Genomic DNA, 17,508 nt, shown 5'->3' with positions numbered 1-17,508 from the left:
CGAATGAACCTCTTTAACAAAAAGACCATTGCGCGGAATGCTAAGCCCACAACGCTGCCGGCGGATCACCAAGATGCGCTGACAGCTTGGGCGGACATGATCCGCGACGGACGCATCTACTCGCTGAAGGAAACCGCCCTGCATGGGCAATTCACCGCAAAGATCGTTGAAGGTGTTCTCGGCTATCACGGTCCCGCTGGCGGTGCGGATTATACGGTGGCGACGGAACAAACGATCCTAAGGGGCAGTGTCGATCTGGCCCTCGGGCGGTTCGGTGGCCCTACGCCTGAAATCCTTGCGCCGTTTGAGCTGAAGGGTGCAGATACTCGCGACCTCGATGCAATCATGCCTGGCCGGAACAAGAGTCCCGTTCAACAGGCATGGGAATACGCCATGAACGCCCGCGGCGTGAAGTGGGTTCTGGTGTCCAACTACATCGAACTGCGGCTCTACGGGTTTGGGGAAGGCACCTCGGCGTATGAGGTCTTCCGCCTCGACAAGCTGACCGATCCGGACGAATACGCCCGCTTCATGCTCCTGCTCTCAGCGGAAAATCTTTTGTCTGGCCGGACGCTTGATCTGCTCAAGGAAAGCCGTCGCGAAGACAAGGACATCACGGACAAGCTGTACCAGGACTATAAGGACCTGCGGCTGAAACTTCTTCACGCGGTGCAAGAGGCGGATACGTCCATCGATGCACTCGACGCGATTGCCCTTGCGCAGAAGGTCCTCGACCGCGTGCTCTTCATCGCCTTTGCCGAAGATACGGGCCTACTGCCTGACAACACGCTCAGTGACGCGTTTTCACACGTCGATCCGTACAATCCGCGCCCTGTCTGGGAAAACTTCAAGGGCCTCTTTCGTGCCATAGATGCGGGCCGCAATGAGGTCAGGGATGCAGATGGTAAGGTTCTGGTTCCGTCCATCCCGCGCTACAACGGCGGGCTGTTCCGCACGGATGATCTTATCGACGGCCTCACCCTGCCAGACGCCATCTGCGAGGGCTTCAAGACGCTGGGCGAATATGACTTCGCCTCCGAAGTCTCCGTCACCGTTCTCGGCCACATCTTCGAACAATCCATCGCGGACGTGGAACGCCTGCAAGCCATCGCACGGGGCGAAGAGGAAGAGCCGGAAAAGACCAGCGGCACCAGTGGGCGGCGCAAGCGGGACGGGGTGGTTTACACGCCGGACTACATCGCGCGGTTCATCGTGGTCGAAACTCTTGGCGCGCATCTCAAGGAAGCCTTTGAAAACATCCTCCGCGATCATGCCAAGAAGGGTGCGGATGTGTCCGACTATGCCGCTATCCCATGGCGCAGGAAATCGGCCGAGCTGGAGGCCTGGCAAGCCTACCGCGACCGGATCAAGACGCTGCGCATCGTTGACCCGGCTTGCGGCTCGGGCGTGTTCCTCATCATGGCTTTCGACTTCCTCAAGGCCGAACTGTCCCGCGTGAACGACAAGATCGCCGAGCTGCAAGGCAAGGATCAGCACATCCAGGACCTTCTCGATCCGGACAGTGAAATCCTGTCAAACAACCTCTTCGGCGTGGATGTGAACGCGGAAAGCGTCGAGATCACCAAGTTGTCGCTTTGGATCAAGACCGCGCGGCGCGGCAAGGTGCTGGACAGCCTGTCGGGCAGTATCCGTGTGGGCGACAGCCTGATAGAGGACAGCAATTTCGCCTATCTCGATCACGCCTTCACCTGGGAGACGGCATTCCCTGAGGTCTTTGCCGAAGGCGGTTTCGACGTGGTGCTGGGCAACCCGCCCTATGTGCGGATGGAGTTCCTTAAGACGCTGAAACCCTATCTCGAAAAGCGGTATGAGGTCGTGTCCGACCGCGCGGACCTCTACTGCTATTTCTATGAACGCGGCCTGCGTCTGCTGAAACCGGGTGGGCGCTTGGGCTACATCTCTTCCAACACCTTCTTCAAAACCGGCTCGGGCAAGCCGCTGCGGCAGTACTTGGGTCAAAGAGCTGCGATTGAAAGCGTCGTAAATTTCGGAGATTTGCAGATTTTTGAGGGTGTTACGACATATCCTGCAATTCTAGTACTGAAGAACATCGCTCCACCAAAGGAGCATGAAGTTAAGTTTTGGAATGTCGAAGCTATTCCAGAAAGCAACTTCCAAGCTACTTGGGAAGCTGCCAGTGGCCCTTATCCGCAATCCGGGCTCGGTACGGGCTCTTGGGAATTGGAGAACCCATCACTTCGAGCCCTTCGCGACAAACTAATCAGTGGTCGCAAAACGCTCAAGGATGTCTACGGACCGCCATTGATGGGGGTGAAGACAGGGCTGAAGCCTGCGTTTGTGATTGATGCGCCAACTAAAGAACGCATTTGCGCCAGCGATCCGCGATCTAGCGAACTGCTTAAGCCACTCATCGAAGGAAAGAACCTGCAACGTTGGAGGGCGGATCAACATGGGCACTGGTTGATCTACATCCCCAAGAACCGGATCGAAATCGATCATTTCCCTGCTGTCCGCGAATGGCTGCTCCCATTCAAGGACAGGCTCGAAAAGAGAGCAACCCAACAAGCATGGTTTGAACTCCAGCAAGCCCAAGAAGCCTATGTTCCTCACTTCGAAGGGCCAAAGATCATGTGGAGCGACGTCGCGTCCGAGGCGCGATGTCATCTCGACACATCGGGCACTTACGGCGAAAACACCTGCTATTTTCTTCCGTGTGACAAGCCAGGCGTGGTCGGTTTTCTGAATTCAAAGCTGGCTTGGTTTGTGGTCAAAGCTCTGACGCCAAAGGCGCAGGGTGGCTATGCTCGTTTTCAAACTCAGTTCGTCGAGCAACTACCATTGCTTGATGCCGTCGCGAAGAACGCCGACCTCGAAGCCGCGTCGCAGCTTTGCCATGACCTTGCTGAGCGACGGCAGAGGCTTCAACAGGCGCTGCTTCGTCGCATCCCCGACCTCTGCCCGCCGGAACGCGATCCGAAGCTCAACACCAAGCTCAAGGAATGGTGGACCTTGCCAGACTTCGCCGCCTTCCGGGCTGAGGTGAAGAAAGCTTTCATGGCCGACATCCCGCTTTCCGAACGCTCGGACTGGGAAGACTGGATCACCCGCGACCGCGCCGAAATCGCCCGCCTCACCGCCGAAATCGCGCAAGCCGAAGCCAAAATCGACGGCATCGTCTACGACCTCTTCGACCTCACCCCCGACGAAATCGCTCTTCTCGAAAGCGTGGTGTGACATGAGTTCCGGTCTGCCCGACGGGCGCAACATGTGGATACGCGCCTTTTACGGCTTCGACCCGGAACTGGACGGCTATGTCGGCTGGACTAACGAGAGTGGTCAGGCACGCGCCCTGCGTGAACTGAACGACGGAGACTTGATGATGATCTATGGTGCGGCTTCAGGCAACACCAAGAAATCTATGCGTTCCCATATCATTGGGTTTGTCGAGATCGAAGCACGCCCAATACGCGATCACGAAAAGGCGTCTGAAGCTTCGCTTGAGGCCAAACGAGAAAGAGGCAACGGCGAAAAGTGGACCTATGGCCTTCCCGTGCGTCGCGCATGGCGTGCGCTCGACAAGATGTCGATCGAACGCATCGCACCCGACACCTACGACAAGGACGCAGGGCAAGGCATCGGCGTTTGGGGCCGTGCCCTGTCGACTGCCGAGATCGAGACGGCGCTGAAGATCAAGGTGACAGAGGTCAACGTCTTCGGCGAAGAGCCAGTCGGTGATAGCGGTCTGACCGACACCCCGTTCAAAGAGGAGTTTTTTCCGTCAAAGGCGTTTCCGGGGTCTAACGGCGAACGGACGTCCACCTACACCGATGGCGAAACCTTCTTGTACCTGGCTAAGTTTGACGGTGACGGCGCTGCGCTATTGGGGCGCGCCAAGGCTTTTGGCAGCAAGTCGGTCGCAATGAAGATCGGTGTCTCGAACGATCCGGCGTCCCGCTCCGGCCAGCTGAACGCAGGCATTCCGCCCGCTGCGAAGGGGCGCTGGCAGATCGAGCTGCAGGCCCCGTTCGCGGATCGCAAAGCGGCTGAAGCGGCAGAGCAATTATTCAAGGATAAGTCCGGCAAGTTGGAAAGCCTGGGCGGTGAGTTTTTCTGGGGCGATAGTATGGACGCGGTTCTGCTGTTCTCATCGATCCCAGGTGTGTCGCGGTTTTGAATGAGGGATTTTGATGAGACGATTTGAAATTGATGCAGAGACGCTCCCGGACCTTCCCGGAATGATGCTTGTCACGGTCGAGGCACTGAAAGACCTCGGCGGGTCCGCGACAATCCAGGAGCTTGATGAGAAGGTTATTGAGCTGGAAGGTGTGACAGAGGCCGAACAGGCTTTCACCATGCCTCGCGACGAAAACCGCACGCGGGTAAACTACTACCTCGCCTGGGCGCGGACCTATCTGAAACGGGGTGATGCGCTTAACAACTCCAAGCGCGGAGTCTGGGCCTTGACCGAGACAGGCTCCGCGATTTCCGAGTTGAGTGCGACGCAAGCGATCTATGATCAGGTGACGCAGGAAGAACGCGAGCGCGCCCGCCTGAAGCGGTTGGCCGCCAAGAAGGCTGATGCTGACAGGGGCGAAGAGATTGAGGTCTTGGCCGAAGACGGCCCGGCTGATGAGGAAGATTGGAAGTCGGCGCTTCTGGCCGTGCTGGGCAGGATGATGCCGGACGGGTTTGAACGGCTAGCGCAGCGTCTTCTTCGTGAGGCGGGTTTCACCAAAGTTGAGGTTCGAGGCAAGTCAGGCGACGGCGGGATCGATGGTGTTGGGGTGCTACGCGTCAATCTTGTGTCGTTCCAGGTCTACTTTCAGTGCAAGCGTTGGAAAGGCAGCGTTGGCTCCAAGGAAATCCGTGACTTCCGGGGGGCGTTGCAGGGCCGCGCAGACAAAGGGCTGTTCATCACCACTGGGCATTTTACCAGCCAAGCGTCAGACGAAGCCACGCGCGACGGCGCTATTGCGATTGATCTCATCGACGGTGACCGGCTGTGTGAGTTGCTGAAGGAAAATCGGCTTGGGGTCGCGACAGAGATGATTGAGAGGGTGAGCATTAAGCCAAACTGGTTTGAAGGCATCTAATTAACATCAAAAATTCGAGCGAGAAATAGCATGACCCAGGAAGATTATGATGAAGAGCTACGTTGGCGGTTAGAGGTGCTCCGTGCGCAGTTTGAGGAAGGTAAAATACACATTGCAGAGCACCTCGCTGCGGATTTTGAGGAAAGTATAGGAGCGGTCCGCTACGGAGCAGACGGCAAGATCGATCTATCAACCGTCGATGGCCGCGTTCGTACAATGGCAATGATGGCTGCGGTCGTCAAAAACCGCCAAGATGCGAAAGACGCGGTTTCTTTGGAGGAGATTGCTCACTCTTATTTCAGGTACATTGAAGACAATCTTGGGTTCTTCGTTAACGAAGCTCGCGACAAAGGGTACGACGCACATGTCTTTGCAGAAATGGTGTCTAGGCAACCCCACGTTGTTGCCGACATAAGCCCGCAGATCCCCAAGTTTTTGGAAGGTCTAGAGGAGTTCTGGTCGGCTTTGACCGAGCCCTCACATTATCACGTGCAGGATTTGACCGGAGTGAAGGCGGTTTTTGGTGGTGATCTGTTTCCGTCCTACCAGCGCAATATTGCAAGCAGCACCGGTTTGTATGTTGATACAATTGTGCTGTCAGACCCGTTTTGGCACACCCGCCACATTTTTGAACGCGTGACTCCGGAACTGCAGGTCTACTACCTGGTAAAACACGCGATCAACCTGATGCAATATCGTGACCTAGCTCTTGCCGAGTTGGAGAATCCAATTGTGATCGTCACGCCATTCAAATCTTCTGTCGACGAGGAAGAGGTGGATTTCCTTAAGGGTTTGGCGGAAACGGATGCTCTCGTCCATGCTGGGAAACTCTTTGGTCGCGGTTTCAGTTCAGTTGAAGAACTATTTGATTTTGCAACAGATTTAGACACGCCAGAAAGCGTCGTTAAAGAGCTAGTAGATAGAGATCGGTTGCTATTTGACACCGATTGGACAGAGCCATTGGAACAGCAAATTCGTCGCTCAATTGAGAGCGGTGATGGGTTATTGCCGACTGGCACCAATGCCGGTGGCTTGGTCGCCTCCCAATGCATGGGCAGAATGATGCAGTCGACCGACATATTACTCAAAAGTCGCTACCTTATGGGCACGCCTTTGATTGATGCGGCCACGTCGTGGAAGTATTTTAGCTGGAAGTTGGAGTATAATTCGGCATTGGCTGAAGATGACGTGACAAGCTTACATATGGTGAGAGGCCTGCAACGCGTTGGGGAAACGGATATGCAATGGCTTGGCAACATTCCGCCAGCCGCTCTCATAGAAATGCGCCAGCAGGGCGCTTTTGATGAAATCCGTGAAATGTTGTCGCAAGGTGTCAGTGAAATTGCGGCGTCCAAGCCCGATTCTTTCTTCAGGTCTAGTGATCAGATCGTTGAGAACGTGCAAGACGCCTTTGAGAGGCACCAAGAAAACATCCGAGAACTTCGTGGAAAAGGTATGAAGTTTGCGGGACAGGACCTCGGCTCTTGGATCGTTGCGGGAACAATTGAGGTTGCGGCAATTGCTACTGGGACACCGGCATTTGGAGCGGCGGCATTTGCAATCAATCAAGTGGTCGATGCTCCTAAGCTGAAAGAGCTACCCGAACGCTTCCGTAATCTGAAAGATGCGCAAGTTGAGCTCAAGAAGTCACCCATGGGACTGTTTTTTGCCCACAAGTAAGCCGGATCGGCGCTATGTGGCTGATACTTGTGCAAGGTTGTCGATTGACAGCTTAAGAAAGTGAGACTATCTAATGGCTAGAAAGCCGCACAAGTCGAAAGAGATCGAGGCTGTTCTGCGTGAGCTGGAGGCCTTGGGCTGGACGGTCACTCTGCGTTCTGGGCGCGGTCATGCCTGGGGCCTGATCCGATGCCCGAACAACGATCCTGACTGCCGGTGCGGTGAGTTTTGTCAGATGGGTGTATGGTCGACGCCTCAGAATCCGGGCCGCTTTGCGCGGCAATTGAGAAGTCGGGCGCTTGGTTGCACGAAACTCGACAACACGAACGAAGGCGCGCAAAAGGATGAATAATATGGCAGAAATCGAGTTTGAACTGATCTTCGCCCTTCCAAAGGGTGAACATGAAGCGTTCGATCTGATGGACGTGGTCTTCGAGGCTGGTTTCGAGGATGCCATCGTCGGGACCGGCGTGCCTGGCATGCTTGGTATTGCATTGGAAGCGGCGAGTGATCGCGCTGAGGATGCGATCCTAGATGCGGCGCGTGCGATACAAAAGCAATTGCCTGCGGGCTCGGTCTTGCGAGAAGTGCGGCCTGACCTCGTCAGTTTGGCTGATGTTGCTAAGCGGTTGGGAGTGACACGCCAGTCGCTGCAAAAGCGCAAGATGCCACCGGCAAGTCAGGGCGGGCTGTTCCGGATGGAGGAAGTCGCAGTCGTCATCATCGACGCAGCGGCAGGCATAGGCGCTGGCGCGCGCAAAGGGCGCTTCGCAGTGGACAAAGCGGGGAAGTGGCTGAGCGCGGGGAGACCGGCCCGGCGGGTGAACGCAGGCCTTGCCGTTGGTGCGATTGACGTGGCGACGCTAGAAGTGCGCGAGGACGCCAAACAATTCATCTACGCGGATGAAGTGAACGCCGAGCCACGAACCAGTGCGGCCTGAGGAAGTGTGTGGTGATGAGCGCGCTTGAAGAACCAATGCACCCCGGTGAAGTCCTGAAAGAGCTTTATCTTGATCCCCTGGACATGGGGGGCATCGCGTTTGCGCGGCGTCTGGGTATGCCTCGGACGCGGATCGAGCGGTTGATCAAGGGCACGACCGGGATCACGCCTGATACGGCGCTGCGCCTCGCTCGCGTATTCAACACGACCCCGGCCTACTGGGTGAACCTGCAAGCACAATACGACGGAGTATTTTTGGCTCCCGAAAGTGTGCCGAATTCGCGTACTTAGCCAGTTGCAATGAACGCACTTCAGCTTGAAATCGCACGCTTCTTGGCTTGGAAAGCTATAGCAAAAAAACGAACGACCTACCAAGAACTGGCCGAAGCGATAGGGTGGCCGCATCCGACGGGTCGGGGGCTCGGCAAGAATCTGTACGCAGTTCTGCATTACATGCACGACAAGCGGTTACCGCCTTTGACAACAATACTTGTTCGCAAAGGACACCGATATCCAGATGATGATGCTCTCGACTATATTCGGGAAGCGATAGGGGCGGTCGACATTGCCGACGCACAAGAGAACGTCTTTCAGTATGACTGGGGCTCGATTCAAGAACTTCGTGCGGTTGCAGACGATCTGCCAGGCGGCCGGGCGATTTGGCGATCATCGTTTCGAAAGCAAGTTGATGCTGGCGACGCCGGTTCACATGCCTTTTTGCTGAAGTTTAACGGCGAACTCCATGGCCCTGGTGGTGTATCCCGTCCGATTGATCCGCGAGACTGGGACGATCAGGTCTTGAGCATGCCTTGGGACAGCCCCCGTGCAAGCTCTTGGACCGATAAGTCCCCCGGTCCCCAAGTTGTTGCTGGCGATGTCCTTTACCTCTGGGCTAACGAGGAAGAAGCATTTGGATCAGGGCTCGGCTTGACTGGCATCGCAAAAGCAAAAGACGCGCATCTAAAGGACGGTGTCCTTGAAATACTGCTTGCTGAACTTGCTCTGCTCAAGAGCCCGTTTGGGTTTCGCAGCCTTGGTGCTACTGGATGGAATTCGACGGTTCTTGACCGCATAAATGAGGATCGCAGTCCCAGAGCTTGGGCAATGAAACCTGATGAGCAGGCCGAGATTGATGAACTTATTCTGAGCTATGGTTCGAGGAAGTCCGACGCAATTTCAAGCCTTGAGCTTCAGCACCTATCGCCTTTGGATCGAGCGCTTTCCGATGACCGTGATGCCGTATTGGCGGCAGAAGAAGAAAGGAAGACAACAACCGTCAAGGCGAGACCTGAACAACAGAAATTCCGGGAAGCAGCGATGCTACGTCATGGTGGGCGTTGTGTCGTGACAGGCTTTACGCCGCCAACGGTGTTGGAAGCGGCTCACGTTATTCCTCACACTGGCAACCCCGCATTTGAAGTGCCAGAGAACAGCCTGATCCTAAGGAGAGATGTTCACTCACTATTTGACGCTGGCATGATCGCAATAAACCCTAAATCTGGGCTAATCGTGGTTTCATCGGAACTTAAGGCTACGGCATACAGAAAACTGGATGGAAAGAGCGTGATGCATAAGTTGGCCCCGGAATCCCTCTCCTACCAATTCAGACGCTTCAAAAAGGCAAGCTTATAGAGTTTTACCGCACGTTTTCAAATATTTACATGCCTCTACCCCTAGTGCCGCAGCCCCCGTTCCGCATGAGCCTCCTGGCTGTCTAGCTGTCCCTCAATCTCTCGGCGGCGGCTTTCGCTAAGCTCAAGCTCTGCTGCAAGTTCTCGTCCAGCGTCTTGTAGCTCGCCTCGTCGTTCAGCAATCCGCTCAAGGCCTTCATGGATGCGGCCTGCGAACGAATGAGCAAGGTCACGCAGTCTTTCAATCCAGCTAGTTCCCTCTCGATCCTGCCGGTCGAGCGTGTTTCCAAGGCGGTCAAATCCCTCGCGGAGGCCTCTGAGGCCGTCACCAACCGCTCGACGCAGGCGAGTAAGTCGCGTTCCAAGGCTGTCAGTTGGGTCATTTAATCCTCCACGATCCGAATGCAGGTGACGGGTCTCTCGCCCATCGTGCAGGTCCTGAGCCGTGTCTTCGATGGTTCCAGGATCAGCCAAGTCCCCTCGGGCCGTTCGATCCGTGTCAGGCCCATTTCCGTCAACTCCGAGCGTTTCAGATGCACCGTCCATAAGAAGCTCGCGGCCATCATCGAGGCGATCCCCGTCAGCACCATCCCGGCGATCAGCCAGGGCGAGATCGTCAGCCAGAGGCGGATCGAGCTCAGCCGCGTCTCGAACAAGCTCGCTGTCTCGGTCTGAAAGCGGCGCGTATCGCTCGCGATGGCATGCTGCGCGGCGCCCACAATGTTCTTCAAATCGATCCTGAAGCTCTTGAGTTGGGACGAGATCGAGGCGACGTGTTCGGCCCGGATCGTGTCGAGCTCCGCGTTCAACTTCTCGCTCAGCCGGGTCGGCTTGCCAGTCTTCATGGAAAATCTCTCCTTTCAGCCGCCAGCGTTCGCCGGTCTCGGGGTCGCGGGCGGTGATGTAGGCCTTGCCGGTGCGTGGCAGGTCGAAGCCTGCGTCCGTGAGTGCGTCGACCATAGTGGCGCGGTCATTGATCTGCCCCATATCGATCTGGTCCTGTATCCAGGCGTGCAGCTCGTCGCGACCTTGGGCGCGGGTTGGGGACTCGATGATGTCGCGGACGTCCTGGGTGCGCTCTACGTCCATGGGGTCGGCCCAGCCGTGGCGCTGGTTCATCACGTCCCGCAGGCTGTCATAGGCGTCCTGGTAACCCGGCGGCGCGATGTTGAGGCTCTTTCCCGTCGTCAGTTCCAGGCGCGGCGTGCAGAAGTGAAGCTCGACCCGGCCTTCGTGGCGATGGCGGACCCAGAGCACCTCATATTGCTCAGGGTCCAGCCCCGCGAAGGCCAGCCGCTCGAACCCGTCCATGACCTCGGCCTGCTGGTCCTCGGTCGGGGCGTCGCTGTCGGCAAAGCTGATTACGCCCGCACGGTAGGTCCATTGGTGGCGGCTGGCGTCGATCAGGGCCTCGGTGCGTTCAGGGTTTCCGCGCAGGACCTCGGGCCAAGGATCGCGGGTAACGGTCTTGGGCTGGCCGTCAGCATCGCGGATCAGGTCGCGGTTGCCGTCATAGGCTAGCACGCGTTCGGCCACGAGGTACCCGACCGGCCCCGCACCCGCACCTTTGCCATTGGGGAAGAACTTGATCAGCACCGCCGGGCCTCATCGAGGAGGGCAGCAAGCTGGCGTTCGATCACCACAAGGCGGCGGGCAACGGTAAGCGTGTCGAGGTCTGTGCGTCCGACCTTCATGGCGTGGTTCAGCCAGCGGGCGATCTGGTTGAGGTTGCCACCAATGCGACCGACAGCGAGCACCAGCGCCGGATCGACGCGCGGCACAGGCTTGCGGCGGCGAGCTTCGGTGAGGCCAAGCGCCTCGCGCAGAAGCGTCGAGGCAGGCACGCCAGCGGCCTCGGCCTTGGCGCGCAGCTGGGCCTTCTCTGACGCGGTGCAGCGGAAGACGAAGGTCTCAGTCAGTGTCTCTTTGGCGGGGGCTTTGCCCGCGCCGGTGGGGTTCGAAGGGGAGGCTTGCCGCCACTCGCAAGGTCCCGTGTCAGCAGCGCCAGCGTATGACATGGGTCGCCTTGCTGTTTGCGCTTCGGTCGGTCCGGTGCTGGTCATGTTCTGAGGCCTGCGGCTTGGATTTGCGCCTGCGTCACCAGTTTTGAGGCAAGCAATCCGTCGATCTGCTTGGCCGTGATGTGTTTGCACATCGGGCTGCGATCACTGATCCAGCAGGCCAACCGTGCTTGGTGATCGGCCTCCAACGCCTTCGCCTTCTCTCGGTCTTCCGCCTGCTTTTCGACGTAGGCGCGCCAGCGCCCAGACCTGAACCAGTTGTCCGAGAAACAGACCTTGGAGCGGGTGAAGCCCGCGCTGTCGGTCGCGTAGGCCTTAACGGCCTGCAACAGGTCCTCGACCTCTGTCCCCGTGTCCAAAGCCTCCCTTATCCGGCTGAGGCACTCAGCCTTCCCGCGCAAACGGTCGGGCGGATAGGTGGCCAAAATCTTCTCAGCCTCTTCATCCTCCACACCCACGCGCTCGCGCGTAGGTGGTTTATGGATGGTTTTAGGATGGTTTGGGGGCCGTGGTGGCCCCGGTACCCCGGCCACAGTGGCCCCCGTACCGGGTCCAGTCTGGACGGGGGCCACTGTGGACCCCGTCTCAATCTTGGGTTCAGCCGTCAGTTCAAGCGCCTCGATCCTGGCCAGATCGATCCGGTACACAACGGTAAAGCCATTCTTGCAGCCGCGCGCGCCGGTCTCGACTAGGATGCCTTCCTTCAGGAACTCCCGGATCGTCCGCTTGACCGTGGTTTCCCCCAGTTCTGTGTGTCGCTGGATTGTCCCCTTCGAACACCAGATGCCCGACCCATCATCAGAGGCCTTGTCCGCCAAAAACATGATGATCTGCTTGCGCGTCGCACTCCCGAACTTCCGTTCCGCGCACGCATTTGCCACGCGCCAGCTCATTGGAAGGCCTCGTGCCCAAGGTTTGACAATTCGCCGCTATGTGCTTGATGTGCCGTGGTGGGTTTGACAGATTTTTCGTGACTAACCTGTTGAGCGTTCTCAATAAGCTTCGGTTTGAAAATCCTCGTGTCGGTGGTTCGATTCCGCCCCCGGGCACCATTTAAATCAATCGAAAACAATAGTTTGCTGGGCTTCTGCGCCGCAGCGTAAATCGCTGAAAAACCGAAAATACACTATCACAGCGTTAGCACAGTGGGAAAATGCTGAGTTAGCACAGTGCGTTGTGAGCGCCGCGCCGTACACCTAGCACAGTTTTAGCACAGCACGGTAGCAACGCTCCTTGCCGTGCTTATGGTGCTTTGGGAATGATGTTTTGGTGTTAAGCTGTTGGAATTGTTGGGTGAAACCTGCGGCTTCCGCCGTTTGCTAATTTGCCCAGTGCTGAGGGCCTTTACGGCCTTATTTTACCATTTGGGCGCATCGTAAATCTTTGAACGTTTGATTTCACCTTGGAAGCACGTTTGTTGCTGGCTATCCGCTTTGTCAGTCTTCCATTTTGATCGATCTCTGTTCGGGTCTGCCATGATCTGAGTGATCATCTTTTGTGGATCAACATCATACCAAAACAGACCCTTATCGTCCAAAGACTCGAAAATCGGACAGTGCATCAGCCGAACCTCGCGCTCATGTGAAAACGCGATTCTTTTGAGAAGTAGCGAGTCAAACAAGAGATCCATGCTTACCTCAGCGCCCTTCTTTTCGTTGTAATATGATCTTATTTTGTTTGTTGCTTGGTACTTGACCAGACCGATACGGCATAGATCGGCAGACTGTCGTGGCTTTGCGCTACAAAGAGCATCCAGAAGAAGTCTTGGTGTAGATCGGATGCGTAAGAAACGTTGATTTGGATCGTTGGCGTAGATACCCCACATTGCCTCAGAGTATTTTTCTCTAGTCCAACACTGAGCAACCATCTTTTTTCGCGTGGTGTTGTCATGTTTGACGCCGTTGTATTCGTGTCCGCATGTCATCAAGAAGTTCTCGAAATTATCTTTCCAGTTTGAGAACCTGCTCAATGCGTTCTTACGTTGACCAAACAGCGAAAGCACATGCTCCTGTTTCATGATCCTGTAGACGGGCTCATCCAGCTCCTGTCGCGAGCTGAAATTCATAATTTGATGATCCTGCATTTTCGACCTTAACAAGCGGAACGTTGAGTGTTTTTGATGTTCAAGAAAAGCTAAATGTCCAAGCTTCTATATCGAGCCACCTCTTGTCTTCAAGTTCCTGAACGCTCGCCCCATTCGAAACTTGATCCGAAATGGACCTGTCCCGCTTTTGTGCCGCCCCAAGTGCTCGTTTAGGCCACCTTGCGTTCGAAAGCGACCGGGCTTTTCCAACCCAGTGCTGAGTGGCGGCGACGCGGATTGTAGAAGCCATTGATGTACTCGAAGATGGCCATCTCAGCCTGCCTTCTGGTTTCCCACGACCGTCGCCAGATCAACTCGGCCTTGATGGTCTTGAAGAACGTCTCGACAGCGGCGTTGTCGTAACAATTGCCCTTTCCGCTCATGGACACTTTGTGGCCATTCTGACGTAGGATTTTTTGGTAGTCGTGGGAGCAGTATTGCGACCCGCGATCCGTATGATGGATGCAGCCTTTGGGCGGTGTGCGGAAGGCTATGGCCATCTGTAACGCCCGGATCGCCAGATCACGTTTCATCCGATTGCTCACGGCCCAGCCAATCACACGCCTTGAATGCAGGTCGAGGATCACAGCCAGATACAGCCAACCCTCGCGTGTCCAAATATAACTGATGTCACCAGCCCACTTCTGGTTTGGCGCATCAGCTTTGAAGTCGCGATCCAACAGGTTCGGCGCGATGTTGAACTTATGATTACTCTCCGTTGTGACCTTGTGTTTACGCGTTCTAACAACGGATATGCCGTTCTGGCGCATCAACCTGCCAACACGGCGGTGCCCGATGTCCAAGCCGATCTCCTTCAGCTCTTCCGTCATCCGTGGCCGACCATAGCTGCCAAGGCTAAGGCGCGATTGTTCCTTGATGTGAGCCAGCGCCACCAGATCAGATCTTTGCCTGCGGCTGGCGGGGCGACTGCGGAAGGCACGTAAACCCCGCGCACGGACGCCGACAACCTCGCACAACCGAGTGGCTGGAAAGCTGGCCCTATGCTCTTCGACAAACCTAAATCTCATTGCTTTAGGCCCGCAAAGAACTGGTTCGTCCATTGTCCTCGGACCAATGGCGGAAAATGGCCTCACCCTTTTTTAAGATTTCCCTCTCCTCCTTAAGAAGCCGGTTCTCACGTCGAAGCCGATCATTCTCTTGGGCGAGCTCTAAATCATCTTTCGAAACCACGTTCGTGTCTCGATGTGCTGTGATCCATGTGTTCAGCGTCGACATGCCAACGCCAAGATCGTCCGCCACCTGCTTACGCGTAAGCCCACTGGTCAGGGCAATACGTACCGCATCAGCTCGGAATTCGTCCGTCCGTTTCAGTCCCATAGTTCGTCTCCTTTATTGCAGTAAATGCTATCAAAGGAGCGGCATCAAACCGCGACAGGTCCAGTCTTGCATGGGCTTTCCGGGTGCGATGTAGTGCCATCCGACTTTGCGATCCTCTTGCCATTTCAGCATCGCATTGCTGGTCAGTTCGGTTCCATTGTCGCTGACCACAAGGCAGGGATATCCGCGAAACTCGGCGATCCGAACCAGTTCGCGGGCGACCGGGTAGACCACGCGGAAACCTTGATGCGAGGTCGAGCTGTCAGGGGATGTCCCCGTGCGGGCCGCAATTCTATAGCGGTAGCAATACGTCGCGTGACATAGGAAAGATCCGCCTTTTGAGATTTAGAAACCGCGCCTTTGCACGTCAGACCGTCGGGCAGATTTCTTGAGTGATCTCAATCGGAAGGGGTCCGTGGTGAAGTCCCAGGTGTTGCCGGCCATGTTAAATAAACCATAACCATTTGGCGCAAAACTCTCGGCCGGTGCCGTCGCGAAGTAGCCGTCTTTTTCCAGATTGTGGTCGGGAAAACGGCCCTGCCAGATGTTGCAGGGCAAGAAGCTGTCGTTATTGGGGTCGCGGTCGCCCTACGGAAAGCGCACGTCGCCCAGCCCGCCCCGCGCGGCGTGTTCCCATTGGGCTTCGGATGGCAGGCGTCCGCCCGCCCATTTGGCAAAAACACATGCGTCATTCCAGGTGATGTGAACGACCCGATGATCCTCAAGACCGATCGTGTCGCTGCCTGGCCCCAAGGGGCTGTGCCAACATGCGCCCTCGACCTCGCGCCACCATGGGGCGTTGGCCACGCCACGGGTCGGGGCGGCATGATCAGGCAGCAGGGCACTGAAAACAAAGTTGTTCCCGATGCTCTCGGCCTGTGTCACGTAGCCTGTGGCGTCGACAAACCGCCGGAAGCGGCCATTCGTGACCTGCGTCGCATCCATTTGAAAGGAGGCGAGTTTTTTGCGTCGGAGTGGGCCTTCCTCGTCCTGCGGGATAAGGGGTGTATTGGTGCCGATGAGGGCCTCTCCGCCGGGGATCGTGACCCGCTCTGCGTCATCGTGTTTGGCCACCTTGGTGATGGTGGGCGAGGTGTTGACCCGGTCGGCGGTGGCGCGCGCGGGCAGGCAGCAACTGGCCTTGGTCTTTGGCGAGGTCGGGGGCGTCATCTTGGGCCTGTCTGACCGGGCAAGGGTCTTGGCCGGGAATATGCCAGTTCGCGGCCCAATACCATCACGGCGGCTGTCACCCCTTGGGCGGCGCTTCGGGGAAGAACACCATATCGCCTTTTTTGTTGATGGGGGGGACGGGCCATTGGTTGCCGCGCGTCAGGCTGAGGCCGCGATTGGGGCCGGGGTGGAAGGTGCGGCCTTCTTCGCCTATGGGTGTGTCGCCGTCCCACCATTTGCTGTCGGAGCCATAGGTCTCGGTCCGCAGTTGTGCGAAGAGCCGTGCGATGGTCTCTGCGTGGTCGGGGTTTTGACCAAGATCGGTCAGCTCCTGCGGGTCATTGTCCAGATCGAAGAGCTGCACGTGGTTCCCGCAGGGGTACCAGATCAGTTTGTAGCGGTCGTCGCGGATCATGCGGGAGGAATGCGCCTCCTCCCCGAACTCACCATAGATGTAGTCGCGGGGCGCATCGCTGACCATGGAGCGCCCGTCGCAATGGGCAGGCGCGTCGATCCCCGCCAGCCCCAACAACGTGGGCATGACGTCTTGCAGGCCGGTCACGCGGGTATCGGTTGAGCCGAACGGCAGCCGGTCGTCGCCTGCTTCACCCACCACGATCATGGGCACATTGGCGGAGCCTTCGTAGAAATTCTGCTTGGCCCACATGCCGTGATTGCCAAGGTTGTCGCCGTGATCCGAGGTGAACATGATGATGGTGTTATCAAGGATCCCTTCTTCGCGGATCGTCCCGATCAGAGAGCCGATCTGCTGGTCGATGTGGGTGCACAGCGCATAGAAGGCGCGGCGGGCCCATCGGACCTCACGCTCGGAATAGACATTGCGGGCCTGCACGCCTTGGGCGTTGTAGGGCAGATCGCCGCTGGCCCAATCGCCCGCGTAGGGCATGTCGATCTCGATATCCGCGTAGTGATCCAGGAACCGTTGTGGCGGCACCAGCGGCGGGTGCGGGTGGCGGTAGCCCAGATACCAGAACGCGGATCGCGTGGGGTCCCGGCGGCGGATGGTACGTTCCATCGTTGTGGTCGCCCAGTTGGTCGCGTGCAGCCGTTCGTCGAGGTGCCACGGGGTCGCCTGATAGGCGTTGTTGGACATGCCGTGGCCGAACTGTTGGCCGACATGGCCCTGATCGCCCAGGAAAATCTCGTAATCATCGGTCACGCCGTACAGCGTGCGGCCTTCGTCATCCAATTGGATATCATCAAACCCGATCCTGTCGCGCTGCGGGTAGGTGTGCGTCTTGCCCACCGCGTAGGCCTGATAGCCCGCGTCGCGGAAACATTGCGCCATGGTGGGCAGGGTGGGCTCCATCGGGCGGTAGGGTTGGAACGTGCGGTCACCGTGTTGCTTGGGCGTGCAGCCGGTCATCAGCGTGCGGCGGGCGGGCAGGCAGACGGGCGTTTCCGAATAGCAGTTGGAGAACCGCACGCCATTGCGGCACAGCTGATCCAGCACCGGCGTGTGGATCGCGGGGTGCCCTGCCGTGCCCAGCAACGCGGCCGGCCAGTGGTCTGTTACGATCAAAAGGACATTGGGCTGTGTGTCAGACAT

12 protein-coding genes and 3 pseudogenes are annotated in these 17,508 nt (G+C 57.2%); 7 read left to right on the top strand and 8 right to left on the bottom strand.

The features are described 5' to 3' along the window. Positions 1–3: 3 nt before the first annotated feature. The 7 genes from PSJ8397_RS10190 (at position 4) to PSJ8397_RS10155 (ending at position 9,327) form a co-directional block, all read left to right on the top strand. The gene (locus tag PSJ8397_RS10190; protein ID WP_085864506.1) at positions 4–3,216 is read left to right on the top strand and encodes an Eco57I restriction-modification methylase domain-containing protein; all 3,213 of its coding nucleotides are present in this window, start codon (positions 4–6) and stop codon (positions 3,214–3,216) included. A gap of 1 nt (position 3,217) precedes the next feature. Then, a complete protein-coding gene (locus PSJ8397_RS10185; protein WP_085864505.1) occupies positions 3,218–4,156 on the top strand; it encodes a hypothetical protein in 939 nt (312 codons plus the stop codon). Positions 4,157–4,169: 13 nt separating this feature from the next. Beyond that, positions 4,170–5,075 carry a restriction endonuclease gene (locus PSJ8397_RS10180; RefSeq protein ID WP_085864504.1) on the top strand — a complete coding sequence of 302 codons (906 nt, stop codon included), beginning with the start codon at positions 4,170–4,172 and terminating at the stop codon, positions 5,073–5,075. A 30-nt stretch (positions 5,076–5,105) separates the two neighbouring features. Next, a complete protein-coding gene (locus PSJ8397_RS10175) occupies positions 5,106–6,755 on the top strand; it encodes a hypothetical protein (RefSeq protein WP_085864503.1) in 1,650 nt (549 codons plus the stop codon). Positions 6,756–7,108: 353 nt separating this feature from the next. Next, positions 7,109–7,696 (top strand): hypothetical protein, encoded by a 588-nt coding sequence (locus tag PSJ8397_RS10165; protein ID WP_085864501.1) that lies wholly within the window; start codon positions 7,109–7,111, stop codon positions 7,694–7,696. Between the two features lie 14 nt (positions 7,697–7,710). Further along, the gene (locus tag PSJ8397_RS10160; protein ID WP_085864500.1) at positions 7,711–7,986 is read left to right on the top strand and encodes a HigA family addiction module antitoxin; all 276 of its coding nucleotides are present in this window, start codon (positions 7,711–7,713) and stop codon (positions 7,984–7,986) included. 9 nt (positions 7,987–7,995) lie between these two features. Then, on the top strand, positions 7,996–9,327 hold the full coding sequence (locus PSJ8397_RS10155) for an HNH endonuclease (RefSeq protein ID WP_085864499.1): 1,332 nt from the start codon (positions 7,996–7,998) through the stop codon (positions 9,325–9,327). A gap of 41 nt (positions 9,328–9,368) precedes the next feature. On the opposite strand, the gene PSJ8397_RS10150 is transcribed toward PSJ8397_RS10155, so the two are convergent. From PSJ8397_RS10150 to PSJ8397_RS10120, 8 genes and pseudogenes are all read right to left on the bottom strand, one after another. After that, positions 9,369–10,922 carry a relaxase family protein gene (locus tag PSJ8397_RS10150; RefSeq protein ID WP_085864498.1) on the bottom strand — a complete coding sequence of 518 codons (1,554 nt, stop codon included), beginning with the start codon at positions 10,920–10,922 and terminating at the stop codon, positions 9,369–9,371. Further along, positions 10,916–11,344 carry a plasmid mobilization protein gene (locus PSJ8397_RS10145; RefSeq protein ID WP_200811309.1) on the bottom strand — a complete coding sequence of 143 codons (429 nt, stop codon included), beginning with the start codon at positions 11,342–11,344 and terminating at the stop codon, positions 10,916–10,918. The genes PSJ8397_RS10150 and PSJ8397_RS10145 overlap by 7 nt, the downstream gene beginning before the upstream one ends. Positions 11,345–11,385: 41 nt before the next feature. After that, a complete protein-coding gene (locus PSJ8397_RS10140; RefSeq protein WP_085864497.1) occupies positions 11,386–12,240 on the bottom strand; it encodes a hypothetical protein in 855 nt (284 codons plus the stop codon). Positions 12,241–12,704: 464 nt separating this feature from the next. Next, complete coding sequence (locus PSJ8397_RS10135; protein ID WP_085864496.1) at positions 12,705–13,430, bottom strand: hypothetical protein; 726 nt, start codon at positions 13,428–13,430, stop codon at positions 12,705–12,707. A 170-nt stretch (positions 13,431–13,600) separates the two neighbouring features. Then, positions 13,601–14,768, bottom strand: a pseudogene (locus tag PSJ8397_RS10130) (IS3 family transposase). Between the two features lie 63 nt (positions 14,769–14,831). Then, a pseudogene (locus tag PSJ8397_RS17125) lies at positions 14,832–14,990 on the bottom strand (integrase catalytic domain-containing protein); the annotation flags it as partial. 18 nt (positions 14,991–15,008) lie between these two features. Beyond that, positions 15,009–15,938 (bottom strand): annotated as a pseudogene (locus PSJ8397_RS17110) (formylglycine-generating enzyme family protein); the annotation flags it as partial. Positions 15,939–16,014: 76 nt separating this feature from the next. Next, positions 16,015–17,508 (bottom strand): sulfatase-like hydrolase/transferase, encoded by a 1,494-nt coding sequence (locus PSJ8397_RS10120; protein WP_085864495.1) that lies wholly within the window; start codon positions 17,506–17,508, stop codon positions 16,015–16,017.

The sequence above is a fragment of the Pseudooctadecabacter jejudonensis genome, assembly GCF_900172275.1.
GTDB lineage: Bacteria > Pseudomonadota > Alphaproteobacteria > Rhodobacterales > Rhodobacteraceae > Octadecabacter > Octadecabacter jejudonensis.
Note: the sequence above shows the minus strand (reverse complement) of the source record. Positions and strands in the feature narration are given on the sequence as shown.

What these genes read in the sequence shown, in the direction of transcription:
- PSJ8397_RS10190 (WP_085864506.1), top strand. Translation starts at nt 4, where the DNA reads ATGAACCTCTTTAACAAAAAGACCATTGCGCGGAATGCTAAGCCCACA.
- PSJ8397_RS10185 (WP_085864505.1), top strand. Translation starts at nt 3,218, where the DNA reads ATGAGTTCCGGTCTGCCCGACGGGCGCAACATGTGGATACGCGCCTTT.
- PSJ8397_RS10180 (WP_085864504.1), top strand. Translation starts at nt 4,170, where the DNA reads ATGAGACGATTTGAAATTGATGCAGAGACGCTCCCGGACCTTCCCGGA.
- PSJ8397_RS10175 (WP_085864503.1), top strand. Translation starts at nt 5,106, where the DNA reads ATGACCCAGGAAGATTATGATGAAGAGCTACGTTGGCGGTTAGAGGTG.
- PSJ8397_RS10165 (WP_085864501.1), top strand. Translation starts at nt 7,109, where the DNA reads ATGGCAGAAATCGAGTTTGAACTGATCTTCGCCCTTCCAAAGGGTGAA.
- PSJ8397_RS10160 (WP_085864500.1), top strand. Translation starts at nt 7,711, where the DNA reads ATGAGCGCGCTTGAAGAACCAATGCACCCCGGTGAAGTCCTGAAAGAG.
- PSJ8397_RS10155 (WP_085864499.1), top strand. Translation starts at nt 7,996, where the DNA reads ATGAACGCACTTCAGCTTGAAATCGCACGCTTCTTGGCTTGGAAAGCT.
- PSJ8397_RS10145 (WP_200811309.1), bottom strand. Translation starts at nt 11,344, where the DNA reads ATGTCATACGCTGGCGCTGCTGACACGGGACCTTGCGAGTGGCGGCAA.
- PSJ8397_RS10140 (WP_085864497.1), bottom strand. Translation starts at nt 12,240, where the DNA reads ATGAGCTGGCGCGTGGCAAATGCGTGCGCGGAACGGAAGTTCGGGAGT.
- PSJ8397_RS10135 (WP_085864496.1), bottom strand. Translation starts at nt 13,430, where the DNA reads ATGCAGGATCATCAAATTATGAATTTCAGCTCGCGACAGGAGCTGGAT.
- PSJ8397_RS10120 (WP_085864495.1), bottom strand. Translation starts at nt 17,508, where the DNA reads ATGTCTGACACACAGCCCAATGTCCTTTTGATCGTAACAGACCACTGG.